Genomic DNA, 16,489 nt, shown 5'->3' on the forward strand with positions numbered 1-16,489 from the left:
AGTTTAGGGGTTGCCCTACGCAAAAATAGCTCGATGCCAGGTTTATATTTCAAACTCAAAAAGCCCCTAGCTCTCTTCACAGCTTCGGGCTTTTTCTTTATTAGACTTGTTGGGTAATGTAATAATAACCGCTTGGTATTGACACATCAATTTTTTTTGAAATGATGTAAGCATACTTTCAAAATTACCGATAACGGTGAAGTCAATGAACGCAATGGCAAAAAAATTAGCTCTCTTATTTGGAGTGTTGGCTTTTGTGAGCAGTTGCACAACCACACCTAATTCATCAATTGAAACTTAGCAATCGCCAAAGGTTACACAGGTAAATGATTCGATAAAGGTAGCGACGATTAAAATTGATGGTTATAGCATAGTGTATGCGATTGTGCAGGCGATCGCTAGAGAGTTTCAAGGCGACCCCAAGAATAAGGCACTAGTTGCAGTTAATATTTCTGGTACCAGTGGCGGATTTGAAAAATTCTGTGCTGGAGAAACAGATATTAGCAATGCTTCCCGACCGATTTTGAAGGCAAAGATGGAAGCTTGCAAGAAAATGACAATCCAGCAGGGCAATCAATTGAAACTTTTCGCCGCGTTCGAGATGAAGTTAAGGAACGAGTTGTAAAATTAATGAAGTCTTTCAATTAACACCAATCCGTGACTTCTCAAAAAAGTTACGGAGTTAACGCAGATTGCTACAACTATAAATTAGGTTGGCGATCGCTCGCAGTAATTTAGCTGGCTCCACTGGTTTGGTGATATGCTGCCCAAATCCGGCGGCAATTGCCTGTTGATAATCAACCTCACCAGCATAAGCTGTAAGGGCGATCGCGGGAATGTTTCTTCCAAGTTCTGGTGACATAGCTCTAATTTGACGTATCAGCATATACCCGTCTATTTCTGGCATTCCAATGTCGCTTAACAGCAGATTTGGCTGGAACTGAGGCATAATTCGTAGTGCTTCCATCGCAGATGCAGCCTGGATTACTACCGCACCAGATTGCTCCAAAATAAAAGCAATTAACTCTCGCGTATCACGCTCATCATCTACAAGCAAAACTTTCAACCCATTGAAATCGGGCAAATTATCAACTTGAGAGGCAATCTGATGACTATTTAAATCGACCTCGATTAACGGTAGCATGACTGTAAAAGTTGCTCCCTGTTCTTCACCCAAACTTTCTGCCTTAACTGTGCCGCGATGTAGCTCGACAATGTGACGAACAATAGCTAATCCTAAGCCCAGTCCTCCAAATTTTCTAGTGGTTGCGCCATCAGCTTGTCGAAAGTAGTCAAAGACGAATGGTAAAAAGTCAGGGCTAATTCCCTTACCTGTATCACTGACTCGCAACTGAACCTGAGAACCAACAGACTCTAAACTGATTTCTATCTCTCCACCTTGGGGTGTAAACTTAATAGCATTGGAAAGTAGATTCAAGATAACTTGCTGCAAGCGACTGGAATCACCTGTGACTGAAAATTTAGAATTTGAAGTTTGGCATTTTAATTTGTTAGGTTGCTTATTAAAATCGATAGAGTCTAAATTTATTTGAGAATTTTTTAATCCAAAATCCTTTGATGGTTTCTGAGCCTTGTCGTTCGCGTAGCGTCCCGCAGGGAAGGACTGAGTGTTTGCGTCGAAGTCTAAAATCGTAAATCGCAAATCGATCGATTTGGCTTCAGCGGCTAGACGTACAGTTTCTATTGCTGCAGCGATCGCAGTTTCTAGATTCACAAGAGCAATATTCAGACTCAGCTTACCTTGCAGAATACGAGAGACATCCAGTAAATCTTCGATTAATTGGGTTTGAAGCTTGGCATTGCGCTCAATGGTTTCGAGAGCGCGAGTAGTGGTTGCTCGATCGTACTTTTTCGTTTGCAGTAACTTTGACCATCCTAAAATCGGGTTTAGCGGCGTGCGAAGTTCGTGGGAAAGCACCGCCAAAAACTCATCTTTGATTCGATTAGCTTGGATTAATTCTTCTTTCCGTCGCTGTAACGAAGCCATTAACTGAGCGCGTTCCAGAGCAACCGCCACCTGATCGGAAGTTGCTTGTAATAGAGCTATTTCCTCAGAAGTGAAATGGGTACGAGTGCGACTGGCAAAGGAGAGGACACCAAGCAGCTTTCCTTGAGCAATTAACGGTTGACCTGTATATGCTGTGATTCCTAAAGCATGGAGAATCTGGGCATGGGGATGGGTAGAGTGCGGCACATTATTGACGACGATTTGACGGCGTTCTTGCACCACTAGTCCCCATATCCCTTCATTAAAGTCAACGTATTCAATTGTTTGAAATACTTCATCAGTAATACCATTCCAAGCTACTAACCGAAGTTTTGGCTTATTTTCGTGTGTATCGATTAAATAGTGAAAGTAAAAATGCAAATCCATTTGCGCCGAGAGTTTGCTAAACAAGCTGTTCATTAGATCCAAGGGGCGCTCGGTTGAAAGCAAATCACTGGTCGTTTCCGAAAGCAGTTTAAGTCTTTCACTGCGCTCTTGTAAGGCTTGTTCTGCAAGCTGACGTTCGCGAAGGGCACGTTCGCGTTCGGTAATGTCAATTGCAACCCCTCCTACCAGGCGTTGGCCAGAGGCATCGGCAATGGGAAACTTATAGACTAAAAATTCGCCAAGGGTGCCATCTGTGCGTGGAGCAGACTCAATCGTTTGAACAACCTGATTCGTCTCGGCAACTATTCTAATCTTATCCAGGAGGGGTTGAGCGATTTGGATTGGGTATAGGTCAAAAATGTTTTTATTGATCGCCTTATTTGTTGCTACATTGAACGTGCTGAAATAAGTTGGACTGAGGTAAAGTACGCGTCCCTCTGCATTCGTAATCCATGCGGCGGCGGGAATATTGTCCATAAAAGCTTGAAATTGCTCTTGACTCTGACTCAGCGCTTTTTTAGCTTGTTTGAGATCGCTAATATCCAGAATGAATGCAACTGATTTATGCCGAAATTCTCCTAAAAGGGAGTAGCCAATTACAACTGGTACGCTGGAACCATCTTTGCGAATAAATTCCTTCTCATAAGGAGTACAGGTTCCCTTCGCTGTTGCTTCGGCAATAGCCAGTTCGTCTAAATATTGGTACTCAGATGGCGTAATATCAGCCCACCGTAATCTACCTGCTTGGATATCCTCTTGGGTATAGCCGACAATTCGCAGAAACTCGTCATTGGCTTCAATGATGCTGCCATTCACATCACCAAAGAGAATACCAACTATATTCGCTTTCACAAAACTCCTGAGCCGCTCCTCACTTGCTTGGATTGCTGCTTCTGCCTGTTTGCGTTTGCTAATATCTGTAGTGCTGCCAACTAAACGTACCGGGTTTCCGTCAGCATCTCGCTGTACTACTATCCCTTGATCCAAAACATAGATGTACTGATTGTTTTTGTTGCGAATTCGGTACTCGGCAGCATAGCGATCGCTATTTGCCAAAGCAACTCCCGCCTCTTCTTGTACATATTGCAAATCCTCTGGATGGATAAGCTCACGCCACCAACTACCAGTTGATTCAGATTCTGCGAGGGAATAACCCAAAATTCGGGTTAACCCATCAGTTCTTTCAACACTATCCTGTTCTATATTCCAGTCATAAATCAGACAGTTTACCGCAGATGCTGCTAACTCAAACCGTTCGTTAGCTAACCTCAGACGCTCCTCTTTCTCTTGCAAAGTTCGTTCTACTTGTTTGCGATTGCGTAGCGCTGCTTGCTGTTCGCTCAAATCAACAACAAAGGCAATGACCGTTTCTTGAGTATTTCCCAGCGTCACAGAACCGAGCAGAACAGGAATGCGATCGCCATCTTTACGAATGTATTCTTTCTCAAAAGGCTTACATACTCCAGTAGTTTTCACTTCTTCCACCGAACGTTCACTCAAAAGAAGATACTCTGGTGGGGTAATCTCGCGCCAGTTTATTTGGTTAGCAGACAAATCTTCTCGCGTATAACCGATCATTTTCAGAAAAGCATCATTGGCTTCGATAATACAGCCGTTGTTCAAATCAGTGAAGATGACTCCAATGATGTTGGATTCTGCCAGTCGGCTAAACCGCATTTCGCTATTTTGCAACAATTTGAAGCTTGTCTCTGCCTTGCGTCTAGCAGTTCGCAACTCCGAAGAGAGCGCAGTAATTAAAAAGGATACTAGTGAGAACGTGGTTAATCGTACCAGAACTTTCAAACTGAGGAAATCGAAGGAGTAGACTGGATCGATTAAAAAATAGAGCGCAGTTGTCACAGATAAAGCGATCGCTAACACTCCAAGCCTCATACCGCCATACCAAGCACTAACTGCCACAGCAGCATAAAATAATGTAAATATGCTCGGATCGAAAACTGGTAGTAAGACTTTCGTCAACAGCAGTGCCGCTATGACTGCCAAAATCATCACACTAAAAGCTATGAACCAAGAACGCATCATCAAAATTTTTTCAGGTACTTTCACCATCATCTTAAGAGTCCTCCCGTTGCTCCGATTTTGGGAGATACTCATTCACTAATCTTTTGCCTGCTTGGCCCATCTTCTCTAACATTTCTTCAATCAGCTTTAGTGCCATCTGTGAAGGCACTGTAGATCCGTTCTCCCAGCGATTGATTGTTCGTAGGGAAACTCCTAACTTAGCTGCAAACTTTTCTTGAGAGAGATTGAGTTGCTGCCGAAGTTGACGGATTAAATCTGAAATTTTAAGTGGTTTTCCTAGTTCCATAGTATGAAGAGTAAGACAGATGTCTCGCCATTCGTCTCCACTCCAGCTTCAGGAAGAATTTAAATAATCATTAGTCGTTATCAATTTCATCTTTTGGCGAAACATCAATATTCAGTTATCAATGTTCGCGCCTGACTGTTCGCTGTACAAGGTATATCTAGAAGAAACATTAATTGTTGTACTATCTGCTATGTTACAAAAGTATTATCTAAAGCAATTTAATTAGTTATTATCAGACATTGCACACAACTAAAAAACTTGTGGTGCGTCATACTTTCATGATTCATATCGAAATTAATTTGTTAAATATAAACTATCTATATAGAAAAAGTTCCTTTTGTATTTGATAAAAGCTTTTAAATCATCGCTAGTGTAGCAACTAAAGCTAAAATAGATTCCAAAATATGTAGTTACTTTTACTTCTATGGTAAGATGCCAGTCATAAAACTAGCAAGTTACAAAGAAAGGCGGGGGCAGAAAGTAGTGTTTCGACTAGGCTCAACAACCAAGCAGAAGTAAAAACTTTAGTTCTGATTCAGTGCCCAATCAAAAAAAAGAATTGTATCGAGCAGAAAGTGCCGTGAAATACAAAGCGTATTTGCTACAATCCCATGTTTTTAAACATCGGTTCCTCCTGCCTCCTGAAAATCCCCTATTAATAAAACTTTTGCCTAATCCTAATCTTTAACTGTTTTGATTAATCAACACTCCGAAAACTTATTAAACAGTCAACAGGAAAATGCACCAGATGAAGGCTATATATTTAACTGGTTTGATTGGTTTTGTCTTTGGTATCCTCCAGGGTGGCTAATTTTATTCAATCGCCATTGGCAGCACTATCACACAGATCGAGATGGTTGGAATTGGCTAGAATATGGATTATTTTTAATTCCTGGTGGATTTTATCTAGCGTTGTTGAGTCGCTGGTTGCGTCTGGGTTTTCGTTCACCTCGAAAAGAAGTTGGTGAATTCGATCCCAAATATCAACAAGCTTTTCGTAAAGAACTTCTGAACCCTATAGTTAAATACTATTTTCGGGGAGAGTTGCAACAAGTTGAAAACTTGCCACCAACAGAGCCATTGATTGTGGCAATGAATCATGCCGGGATGTGTTTTCCTTGGGACTTTTTAACCTTGGGTTATTTATTAAGTGAAGCCAAAGGATGGGTAGTACAACCCATAGCAAATCCAGCATTATTTGAGCATCCTTGGGTGATTTGGTGGCTACCACCTCAATGGTCGCAGGTTTTAGGTGGTGTGCGAGCCAAATTAGATGATTTTGAGGGGGCGCTTGCTCAAGGTAAAATTCTTTTATATGCACCCGAAGGTATTCGCGGGCCTTTGAAAGGTTGGAGAAGATGCTATCAACTAGAAAAGTTTGATGTGAGTTTTGTTCAGTTGAGCGATCGCTATCATATTCCCATTCTGCCAGTAGTTTGCATCGGTAGTGAATTTTTGCATCCTTGGGCTGTTAATTTCACCAAATTGCAACGACTAGTCAAACTACCATTCCTACCTTTGTCGCCTTTAATGTTTGCCTTACTTCTGTTTCCCTCAATGGGAGTTTGGGCAATGAGAACTCGTTTGCGTTACTTTATTGGCCCTTTACAACCAGCAGGATTGGATAACCATTCAAAGAAAGGGCGTGCAGCAGCCTATCAGCAGGCACAACAATTACGAGAAAAACTGCAACTTCAAATTAATCAATTTTTGGGTAAATCTTAATATTACAAGCTGAAATTGGTTGATTATAACAGGTTTACAATATGGTTCAATTAAATGAAAGCTATGGAACCTGGGACGCTGATGACTGTTGTGAGTGCGATCGCCACTATACTGTTGACTAAGCCAATAATAGAGAAAATCGTTGAAAACATTGATAATGCTGTATTGACGTGTTGTTAGGAATGAAGTTATTGTTCCTACCGCAGCTTGTCCCTTTGTTACCAACACAACCTGTTTTGTTACCAATGCTTATCCGTTATTAAGACAAATTATGCGTTCGTTACTAACACAACCTGTTTTGTTACCAATGCTTATCTGTTAGTAACGACACTTATGCGTTCGTTATCAACACAACCTGTTTCGTTATCAATACTTAAGCAAAACCAGGACTTACGCAAAATCATGAAAAAACGAACTGCATTCGCGTAGCGTCTCGTTAGAGAAGGACGCAAAAGACACAAAGGAACAAGAGTTTTAGAGATGTTTTTGCGTAAGTCCTAAAAACTTATCAATCAACCGCAAAATTCCTAAACAATTAACCAAATCTTTGTGAGTCGAAACAGTCCGCTAAACTGACTCCACTGAAGAAGCACCGAAACGATAGCCTTTGCCGTAGACTGTGTGAATCAGCGTAGTTTCTCTACCTACCTCAATCTTACGCCGCAACAAACGAATTAATGCCGCAATTACATTACTACTGGGTTGTTCTGACTCTTGCCACAAATTTTGCATAATCTGGGCATGAGTCAGAAGTTGTCCAGTGTGTTCCATAAAGTATTGCAACAACTGGCTTTCTTTTTGCGATAACTCAATTATTCGTCCTTGGCGATAAGCTACTTGATTTTCACTATCGAGTTCTAAATCAGCAACGGTTAAACGTCCAGTAGTGGTTTCATAGGTTTGGGAACCGGAACGACGCAATAAAGCACGGACTCTTGCTAATAACTCCCGCAGTTCAAAAGGTTTAACCAAATAGTCATCAGCACCAGCATCTAAACCTTGTACGCGGTCATCAAGAGTATCTTTAGCTGTAAGAAACAGAACGGGAGTGGTTTTGCTTTGGCGTCGCAATTCTTGACAAATCTCTAACCCCGTTTTTCCTGGCAGCATCCAATCTAAAATAAGTAGGTCATAACTGCCTGCTTGTGCAAGTTCGCTGCCAGATGTACCATCATAAACGGCATCTACAGCATAACCCTCACGAGTTAATAAGCGGCTCAAGGGTTGAGTTAGTTCAACTTCATCATCAACTAATAAAATTCTCATACTGCTTGTGGTAAGCATATAGAGATATTCTCAATATTATTCAACTGCCAAAACGCTAAGGATACCAATAAAAAAAATGCTGACTGTTGCATTGCCAAAAGGGGAACTACTTAAAAATAGCATCCGCTTGCTACAAGCTGTCGGATTAGATTTTAGTGCTTTTTTAGATTCAGGAACTCGCCAACTTCAAATTCCTGATACTAAAGGAGTTGCGAAAGCTTTACTGGTGCGGGCGCAAGATGTGCCTGTTTATGTGGAATATGGTCAAGCACAACTGGGGGTTGTTGGTTACGATGTGTTACGAGAGAAGCAGCCGCAAGTTGCCCACTTGGTAGATTTGCAGTTTGGTCATTGTCGAATGTCAGTAGCAGTAAAAGCATCAAGTTCTTACCGATCGCCTTTAGATTTACCACCGCATGGTAGAGTTGCTTCAAAATATGTGAATTGCGCTCGTGAATATTTCCATAGTCTGGATTTACCTGTGGAAATAGTGCCGTTGTATGGTTCAGTGGAATTAGGTCCAATTACTGGAATGTCAGAAGCGATCGTAGATTTGGTTTCTACAGGGCGAACTTTGCGCGAAAATGGTTTGATTGAAATTGCTAGTCTATATCAAAGCACGGCGCGGTTGATTGCCCATCCTCTGAGTTACCGCCTGAATACGGGTAATCTGAGTGATGTGATTGGCAAGCTGCGGGAGGCCGTTTTGGTAGGGGTTTAATATCATGTAATTTGTAATAACTAGGACTTACGCAAAAAAACCTCAAACTCTTATTCCTCCGTGTCCTCTGCGTCCTCTGTGGTTTGATTTTTCGTTACCTGTGCGTAAGTCCTGATAACGCTTCTTTAGATGCTCGTTTCTAGCTAACGCTGTACTATTCGTTCTTACAGCATCTTGTATTCAAGTGACTTGCAGATAAAAAATACTCAACTGTTGCTTGTGGGGTAAATACAACAGTTTTCAAGTAGATAAGGTACAAAATGCAAGACTCACGCATCAGACATAAAGAGTTTCTACTTCCTACCTCCTGCCTTTAAACCCGTAGCTTTCTACTTCATGTAAAAGAAAACTGCTGTATGTTTCAGGCTACTCGCCGCCGTCTTGCAATTTGGTACACTGCCGTCACTGCTGTATTACTGCTATTGTTTGCCAGTGGCGTTTATTTATACGTTCGTACTACACTGATTGAGCGGATTGATGACACCCTTAACCATGTAGTGGAAATAGTGGAGCGTTGCCTCATAAATAGTGGTTGTGCATCTACGCTCATATTTGAGCCAATTAATACTGATGCAGATAAAATTCGCATTAATGTAGAAGCCAGTTTTGGCGATCGTACCGACACTGTAGAAGATGACCACATCGACCTAGAATGGTTTAGTCCAACTGGTAGATTACTTTGGTCAACGCTATCTGAACCCCTAAATATTCCCATTCGTATCAATCGCACTGGTGAAACTGTGCGCATAGTCAAGGGAGAGAGTGAAAATTCAAAATTTAAAATTCCTAACTCCCCACTCTTATTGCGACAAGTCACCCAACGCGTAGAAATGAGACGAAAAGTATTAGGATATCTGCGTGTTAGTCATCCCTGGTTTGAAGTTACTAAACCTAGTCGCCAGTTAATTTTTGATTTGGCATTAGGTATTGGATTAATGGTGCTTTCCGTAGGCGCAAGTGGTTGGTTTCTTTCGGGTAAAGCGATGGAACCGGTGGGTGAATCTTATCAACGTCTTAAACAATTTACTGCTGATGCTTCCCACGAACTTAGAAGTCCTATCACTTTGATTCAAACTAATGTGCAAGTTACGCTTGCTGACTTGGATTTAGCAGAGACAGAAACGACTACTTCTTTGCAATATCGACAACAGTTAAAGGTGGTGGAACGGTTAACGCAGCGCTTGGGTAAGTTAGTCGATGACTTACTTTTCCTAGCACGACAGGATAGTGGTATTAGCAAAGATACTTTTTCACCCTGTCCGTTGGATGCTTTGCTAATAGAGGTGGTTGAAGAACAACAATTGTTAGTCCCTGAGAAAGAAATCGCCCTTTCTCTAGACTTAGTTGATCCTCCTATTTCTGAAACTAGCCCCGAATTACTGGAAAATTGGTTTACTCTTGTAGGTAATTGGGATCAATTGGTGCGGCTATTCACAAATTTAATTGCTAACGCTTTGCATTACACTCCAGCTGGTGGACGAGTGAAAGTGGAATTGGCGCGGATAGAAGGAATAAATCGTGTTTCTGGACTACGTAACACCAGTGCCCAGTTGCAAGTTAAGGTGAGTGATACCGGAATTGGAATTCCAGCCGAAGCGCTACCACGCTTGTTTGACCGCTTTTATCGAGTAGATCCGGCGCGTACTCATAGGACGGGGAATACAGCGACAGCTAGCGCTACTAGTTCAGGATTGGGATTAGCGATCGCTCAAGCTATTGTCGAACATCATCACGGTCATATTCAAGTTGAAAGTAGCCAAGGCATTGGCACTACCTTTACTATCACTTTACCAATAACTCTTGAGTCTTAATTCGCTAATAAATTTTTATTTCCTGTGATAGATGTAAGATTTGAGTCTATTCAAATTGACTTTAGTTATTAGCGAGAAAATTAATTTTTTAGCAGTATATTGAAGTTGACTACTATAGAAATGTGCTTAATGACAATGATTAAGACTTTAAATCTTGAGAATGAAATATTTTCATTTTTTTTAGATGATTTCCGTGTCCTTAGCTAGATGCGATAAATTGAGTCATTTGTTAAATATTTAGATATACTCAACGACCGATAAAACCTAATTTAATTTCCGGTTGGAGAAATTTTTGTAATCAAAAAAAGTTGAAGTTTTTTTAGGAGTTAAGAACAAATATGAAGTTTAAAAATTTCCGCAAGTCTAGCAAGTTATTTGGCGCTCTTTGTGGGGGATTGTTGATTAGCCTGCCAGCAATTCCTCAAGCTTTCGCACAAGAATCTACTCCCAATGTTAAACAGCCAGGAGCTACTTCTTCAACACTAAACCCAAGTCCCAGCATTTTTAGCGAACCACCCTACAACCGCTCTCAAGCTCCCGTATCACCAGAATCAGGTGTCACACCATCACAACCAGTTCCTCCGACTGAAGGGCAAGTGTCTCCCGTACCATCACAACCAGGTGCTAGACCAGCACGCCCAATTCCTGGCGATCGAACTCAACAGCCTTCACCACCTGCGGTTTCTACTGACCAACAACCAATGGTAGAACCACGGCAAACCCCCACTGCGACGATCGCAATTACTAATGGTACGGTTAATATCAAGTTAGTTAATAATACTGCGGCTAAAATAACTTTCCAAGTGATTGGCGATACGGCACCGCGATCGCTACAAGGTAAGTCAGATGTAACACTCCAAGCTTTAAAAGCACCAGTAACAGTAACATTTGAACGAGAAGATGGCGGACAGTTGATAGTGACTCCACAAGCTGCTTCAGAGCCAGGAAATTTGGAAGTTACATTTAAGGAAGCCACCAATGCAACACAGGGTAGAAGTACAATGAGAATCGAACGGAATGGTTCAGTGTTCTTGAATTAATTAATTTAGAATTAGGGCGAAGGTCATTCACGGCTACATAAATAAGAGCTAAGTAAGTCGGTGCAATAAAACCAAACTGTGTGAAGAAAAGTAAATAATGCTCAAACTCTTTCTCCCCCTGCTCCCTGCCCCCTGCCCCCTGCCTTATCCCAACAATAATTATTTACGCCGACCTACTTACACTGACCTGGGTAAGAGAAAATCAAGCTTTTATAACCCACATAGGTCGATTTTGCCTGTGTAGACGTGGTTTTCAACCGCCCTTTTAACTACTTTCGCTGAAGCATTTTAGTTAACTGATCTAGCAATTGCACTTCTTGCTTGCTGTCTTGCAATGTCCGCGCCAGTATAATTGCCCTTTCGTAAAAATTGCGGGCAGTTAAATAATTACCTTGTTGCTTATATAACTGAGCATAAGATTCAAAAGATTTTAATTCTTCGCGTAAATTTTGTAATTCTTTAGCGAGTGCTAAACGCTGCTCTAGTAAGTCAAAGGCGCGTTCGTAACGTCCTACAGCAGTGTGAGCCGTAACTAAACCGTCAATTGCCCGTAATTGATTAGTGCGATCGCGGTTGGTTTTAGCTGTCTGCATTGCTTCACCATAAGTAGCAATGGTATCTTGATAATTTCCAGATGCTAAATAAGCATCTCCTAAATTATTCAAGGTATTTGCTTCACCGATGGCATCGCCAGTCTGACGGCGGAAAATTAAAGCATTTTCGTACAGTTTAATCGCCTTGTTATAATCTCCCAACCTGGCACTTACCAAACCCAAATTACTCAAAGACAGTCCTTCACCTTCAATATTTTTGACCCCGTGAGCAATTGCGAGTGCATCTTCAACTATTTTACCAGCGGCGGCAGATTCGCCTTGTTGCAGCAGATATGTACCGATATTATTCAGCACAAAAATTTGAGATTGCAAGTCTTTAGTATCACGAGCGATCGCTAATCCTCTTCTAAAAGCATCTTCTGCCTCTTTTGAACTACCAAGCTGCACATAAGCTTTAGCAAGCAAATTGTATGTCAGACCTTGTGCTTTCAGGTCGCCAATGGAATGATATAGTTCTAATGCCCGCAAACAAGACGCAATTGTTTTGTCGCCATGTCCTGAAGCGTATTCTTGTTCAGCAATACGCAGCAAACCGTCTGCTTCATCTCTTGATTGTCGCCCAACAGAATTATTTAAAGGGCGATGGAGTTGTTCGGTAATATCAACCGCACCCGCTACAGGACTCAGCAAAAAAGCTAACAGTAAAAAGCTGTGTAAAAGTACCTGGGGACAAGAAATCGCACCTACACAAATTAAGCCTACCTTTTGCCAGGGAGATACAAGCCGTTGTTTCATAAAAATTACTTGTAAAGTTGCGGGTTTAAGTAGAAGGTCTAAGAAGAAGTTTTAGTTTTTAAGTTGAAGACAATCAGTATACGCGTTTATACTTAAGTTTTTGATTGAGCTAAATCTTCCCCAAAGTATATGGTGCGGATATCTGTGGGCAATTTGTCCTCTAGCATACGATAGCCTTCTTGGAGAAAATTGGCTACTTCATTAGGAGCGATCGCTTCTCCTTCAGCTTGTAGATAGGCAGCGATTCTAGTTTCACTCCAATGGAAAGTTTGAGCCATCAACACAATTAATCGTAAAACTGGTGGTAGTTGGTCTAACGCCTGTTCTACATAGCACCATAGCGGTGGCGAAGTCGCTTGCAGAGAATAATGAATTGCTTCTGTGGGTGGTAGTTTAATCTCATTTATACAGAAAGCTGTCATATTAATTAACCAATTCTGCATGGTCAAAGCTTCCTCACCTGATTCAGAGTCAGTTAACTTTAGTCCACCGAGTTCATAATAAATATGTCGCCAGGTGAGGGCAAACAGATAATCTGCTTGCACAGGCGATCGCGCCGAATGCCGAATTAAGGTGTAGACTATGGGGCTATAGCGACAAAAAATCACTGTAAAGTACTTTCCGGCATCTGGATAGCGCTGAAACAGAGTCACTAGTTCATGGTCACTGTGATGGAACAGCGACTTCACCAGCGGGTGATTAGCTTCGGGAAAATGAGGAATTTGCACAAATCTTGGAGTTGATAGTTGTTAAAATAGTTTTGGGAATTGCACTCCCCTAGTTAATCGCATAATATCTTGGTGTTGCTCAGTTTGTAGATGAAACTCAGACTACTTGAGTATTGATAAACTAGAAACAAGGACTTAATTTTAGTCTTAATCGATAATCATAAAATCAACTCTCTTAAAGAATCCTTATTTGTTCATGGTTATAGCAGTTAGTGTGGTATCGTTCCTGCTCAGTCCCCTTACTTTAGGCTCCTTTCTGCCTTCCCTGCCCTTAGATAGCCTGTTCTCCACTCAAGGCATTATGGTGATGCTGCTAGCAGCTTACGCTGGTGCTATGTGGATGTTTCTCACCAGTGCTCCAAAAGTACACACCGTAATGGTGTCAGATTTGGAGATTGCCCGACAGTTGTATGAAGGACTGCTAGATTTGCCAGCAGCTGAGGTGCCATTGCACTACTACTACAACTACGAACAAACTATAGGCGCAACTGGGATCGATCCGTTATATATGTCTACTGGGCCGAGCTTGTCTAGCAAAATGATGAATAATGCTAACGATGGGCTGTGGTATCAATTGAAGAAAAACACTCAGCTACACGTCATTACTGGTGCAAGTTTAGGTAGCAAAAATCAGCAACGCCACGTTTGTTTTGACCATGACTGCCTGGAAATGATTTTAATGCGAGTCGAAATGCGCGGTTTGAAATTGAAGATTCGTAACCACAAACCCCTGAACTTTTTGGTCAAGGACTATGAAGGGCGAGTCATTGAGGTGGCTGAGGTAGCGAATTAGTAGTTAATAATTAGATTATTTTAGGTTGGGTGGGGCGTGCGCTCCACCCAATATTTTTGGAATTTAGATTTTGGATTTTAGATTAGACCTCTTGCAAAAGTCCCCTAACACCCCACCCCCAACCCCTCCCTGTACGCACAACTATTTAATTAAAAAAATTACGAATTAGTTAATTGTGCTGTAAAAATTCAACTTTGGGCAACAACGGGTCAGTCACAATACCCACACCGTTAAAACCCCAGCGTTTGAGCAAATTTCCTAACTGTGTACGCGCAATAGATTCCACAGCAAAACGATTTGCCACTTCTGCTGCATGGGTGTTGAGATAGCTAAGGGCGTCAAAGTTTTCCTGAAACAGCAATAAATAACCCGATGTTTCAGCATCAGGACGAGCTATAAGATAATTCCCGTCAGTTTTTGAGCGCACTAAGTAATAGACATCAGACAGCATGGAAATGAAGTTTGTTGGGGAGAAAAAAGTCCTTCAAATAAAAAACATAGAGGAATATCGCACAACTTTAATTTTCGAGTATCCCTCATTGCTTTAACATCAAAAATGTAAAATATTTATTTATCCAAATTTGCCACTGACGTAATCTCTGGTATCTTCCTGCTGAGGATTGTTGAAAATTACTTCTGTTGCATCATACTCTACCATATAGCCATTACGGGTTCCTGTTTCTGAAGTCCGAACATTAAAAAAGGCTGTCTTATCAGAAACACGCGCTGCTTGCTGCATGTTATGGGTGACAATGACAATAGTATATTGCTCTTTAAGTTCGTGAATCAGTTCTTCAACACGCAAGGTGGAAATAGGGTCAAGAGCGGAGCAAGGTTCATCCATCAGTATAATTTCAGGTTGTACTGCGATCGCACGAGCAATACATAACCGTTGTTGTTGTCCACCAGATAAAGACGAACCACTTTGCTGTAGTTTATCTTTGACTTCATCCCATAAAGCTGCTTTTCTGAGACTGCTTTCTACCAATTCATCCAAATTACCTTTATAGCCGTTGATTTTGGCTCCAAAAGTAATATTGTCATAAATTGATTTGGGAAATGGGTTTGGTCTTTGAAACACCATCCCAATTCTCCGACGCACTTCTACAGGGTCGATGTCGGATGCATACAAATTTTTATCGTAAAAAAGTATTTTACCTTCTGCCCGAAATGACTCAATCAGGTCATTAAGACGGTTATAGCATCGTAACAACGTACTTTTACCACAACCAGAAGGGCCGATAAAAGCAGTCACCTGATTTTTCGGTATATCTAGCCAAATATTCTGTAAGGCTAAAAACTTACCATAGTAAACGTTGAGATTTTCAGTGCGTAAAACGGTTTCAGTGTCATTCACTGTCCTAGTGTTGGTAGCCATAAATTAAATCTAGTGTTAGTTTAAGCGATGGGAATTTGCACTGTGTATAGTTGTTTACTAAGCTTTTTTGCGAGTTGCCCAGCGAGCGATGATACTTGTGATTAGAACCATCAATACCAAAATTAAAGATGCTGCCCAAGCTAGAGATTGCCAATTTTTAAACGGAGAAATGGCATATTTGTAAACTAAAACAGCCAAGGAAGCTGTTGGTTGGAATAAACCATCTGGCCAAAAGTTAGAAAATAGAGCAGTAAATAGCAAAGGTGCGGTTTCTCCAGATGCTCTGGCGATCGCTAGCGTTGCCCCGGTTACAATAGCTGGTAAAGCTGCTGGTAAGACTACTTGACTCACCGTTTGAAAGTTAGTTGCTCCCAACCCTACAGATGCTTGTCGCAAATCTTGGGATACTAACTGCAAGGCTTCATCAGTAGTTCGCAGAATAATTGGCAACATCAAAATTGCCAGTGCAAACCCTCCAGCTAGAGCTGAATACGATCCTAAGTTCAACTTTACCATTGTCAAAACTACAATCCCATAGGCAAATACCCCAGCAATAATTGAGGGGACTCCACTAAGGACGTTAGCCGCAAAACGCACCCATCTAGCTACTTTCGCCGAACTAAATTCTGTGATGTAAATCGCCCCTAAAACTCCAAAGGGGATACTAATCAAGGCAGCAATTCCTACCATCAGCAGCGTGCCTAAAATTGCATTACCAAAGCCTCCTCCCTTTTGGAGAGCTTTGGGTGGCAATTCAACAAACACGGCCAGATTCAGACTGCTAAAGCCTTTAATAATCACGTAAGAAAGCACTGCTAGCAAAGGTAAAAGTGCCAATACTCCGCAGATAAATGCGACTACAGTCATCACTGTATTGAACAGTGTCCTTTGAGACGTTGGGGAGCGAGTTAAACTGCGCTCTGGAAAATTAGAAGTCATAATTTAACCCAAAAC

14 protein-coding genes are annotated in these 16,489 nt (G+C 41.5%); 6 read left to right on the forward strand and 8 right to left on the reverse strand.

Annotated features, from left to right (window positions below; translation table 11 throughout):
• Positions 1-373: 373 nt before the first annotated feature.
• Positions 374-625: a hypothetical protein gene (locus V7K41_RS14185; RefSeq protein WP_334849068.1), complete on the forward strand. Its 252-nt coding sequence runs from the start codon at positions 374-376 to the stop codon at positions 623-625.
• Positions 626-682: 57 nt separating this feature from the next.
• Here the strand turns inward: V7K41_RS14185 and V7K41_RS14190 are convergent, their stop codons facing one another.
• Positions 683-4,468 (reverse strand): PAS domain S-box protein, encoded by a 3,786-nt coding sequence (locus tag V7K41_RS14190; RefSeq protein WP_334849070.1) that lies wholly within the window; start codon positions 4,466-4,468, stop codon positions 683-685.
• A gap of 1 nt (position 4,469) precedes the next feature.
• A complete protein-coding gene (locus V7K41_RS14195) occupies positions 4,470-4,724 on the reverse strand; it encodes a helix-turn-helix domain-containing protein (protein WP_334849072.1) in 255 nt (84 codons plus the stop codon).
• 693 nt (positions 4,725-5,417) lie between these two features.
• Between V7K41_RS14195 and V7K41_RS14200 the strand changes: the two genes are divergently transcribed.
• The gene (locus V7K41_RS14200; protein WP_334849074.1) at positions 5,418-6,449 is read left to right on the forward strand and encodes a 1-acyl-sn-glycerol-3-phosphate acyltransferase; all 1,032 of its coding nucleotides are present in this window, start codon (positions 5,418-5,420) and stop codon (positions 6,447-6,449) included.
• Positions 6,450-7,016: 567 nt separating this feature from the next.
• Here V7K41_RS14200 and rppA read toward each other — a convergent pair.
• The gene (gene rppA / locus V7K41_RS14205) at positions 7,017-7,715 is read right to left on the reverse strand and encodes a two-component system response regulator RppA (protein ID WP_292864580.1); all 699 of its coding nucleotides are present in this window, start codon (positions 7,713-7,715) and stop codon (positions 7,017-7,019) included.
• Between the two features lie 76 nt (positions 7,716-7,791).
• Between rppA and hisG the strand changes: the two genes are divergently transcribed.
• The 3 genes from hisG (at position 7,792) to V7K41_RS14220 (ending at position 11,287) form a co-directional block, all read left to right on the forward strand.
• Positions 7,792-8,436 carry an ATP phosphoribosyltransferase gene (gene hisG, locus V7K41_RS14210; protein ID WP_334849078.1) on the forward strand — a complete coding sequence of 215 codons (645 nt, stop codon included), beginning with the start codon at positions 7,792-7,794 and terminating at the stop codon, positions 8,434-8,436.
• A gap of 356 nt (positions 8,437-8,792) precedes the next feature.
• Complete coding sequence (locus V7K41_RS14215) at positions 8,793-10,247, forward strand: sensor histidine kinase (protein ID WP_334849081.1); 1,455 nt, start codon at positions 8,793-8,795, stop codon at positions 10,245-10,247.
• A gap of 338 nt (positions 10,248-10,585) precedes the next feature.
• Complete coding sequence (locus V7K41_RS14220; RefSeq protein WP_334849083.1) at positions 10,586-11,287, forward strand: hypothetical protein; 702 nt, start codon at positions 10,586-10,588, stop codon at positions 11,285-11,287.
• A 269-nt stretch (positions 11,288-11,556) separates the two neighbouring features.
• On the opposite strand, the gene V7K41_RS14225 is transcribed toward V7K41_RS14220, so the two are convergent.
• Complete coding sequence (locus V7K41_RS14225; protein ID WP_334849085.1) at positions 11,557-12,636, reverse strand: tetratricopeptide repeat protein; 1,080 nt, start codon at positions 12,634-12,636, stop codon at positions 11,557-11,559.
• A 92-nt stretch (positions 12,637-12,728) separates the two neighbouring features.
• A complete protein-coding gene (locus V7K41_RS14230) occupies positions 12,729-13,364 on the reverse strand; it encodes a sigma-70 family RNA polymerase sigma factor (protein WP_334849087.1) in 636 nt (211 codons plus the stop codon).
• A gap of 196 nt (positions 13,365-13,560) precedes the next feature.
• On the opposite strand from V7K41_RS14230, the gene V7K41_RS14235 reads away from it, so the two are divergent.
• Positions 13,561-14,157, forward strand: a complete 597-nt coding sequence (locus V7K41_RS14235; RefSeq protein ID WP_334849089.1) for a glyoxalase-like domain protein — start codon at positions 13,561-13,563, stop codon at positions 14,155-14,157.
• Positions 14,158-14,326: 169 nt separating this feature from the next.
• Here the strand turns inward: V7K41_RS14235 and V7K41_RS14240 are convergent, their stop codons facing one another.
• From V7K41_RS14240 to pstA, 3 genes are all read right to left on the reverse strand, one after another.
• Entirely contained in the window at positions 14,327-14,608 is a 282-nt protein-coding gene (locus tag V7K41_RS14240; RefSeq protein WP_292774530.1) for a hypothetical protein, read from the reverse strand.
• Positions 14,609-14,728: 120 nt separating this feature from the next.
• The gene (gene pstB, locus V7K41_RS14245; RefSeq protein WP_104909556.1) at positions 14,729-15,535 is read right to left on the reverse strand and encodes a phosphate ABC transporter ATP-binding protein PstB; all 807 of its coding nucleotides are present in this window, start codon (positions 15,533-15,535) and stop codon (positions 14,729-14,731) included.
• A gap of 57 nt (positions 15,536-15,592) precedes the next feature.
• Positions 15,593-16,474 carry a phosphate ABC transporter permease PstA gene (gene pstA, locus V7K41_RS14250; protein ID WP_104909557.1) on the reverse strand — a complete coding sequence of 294 codons (882 nt, stop codon included), beginning with the start codon at positions 16,472-16,474 and terminating at the stop codon, positions 15,593-15,595.
• Positions 16,475-16,489: the final 15 nt, after the last annotated feature.

Source organism: Nostoc sp. (assembly GCF_036917415.1).
In the GTDB taxonomy this organism is placed as follows: domain Bacteria; phylum Cyanobacteriota; class Cyanobacteriia; order Cyanobacteriales; family Nostocaceae; genus Nostoc.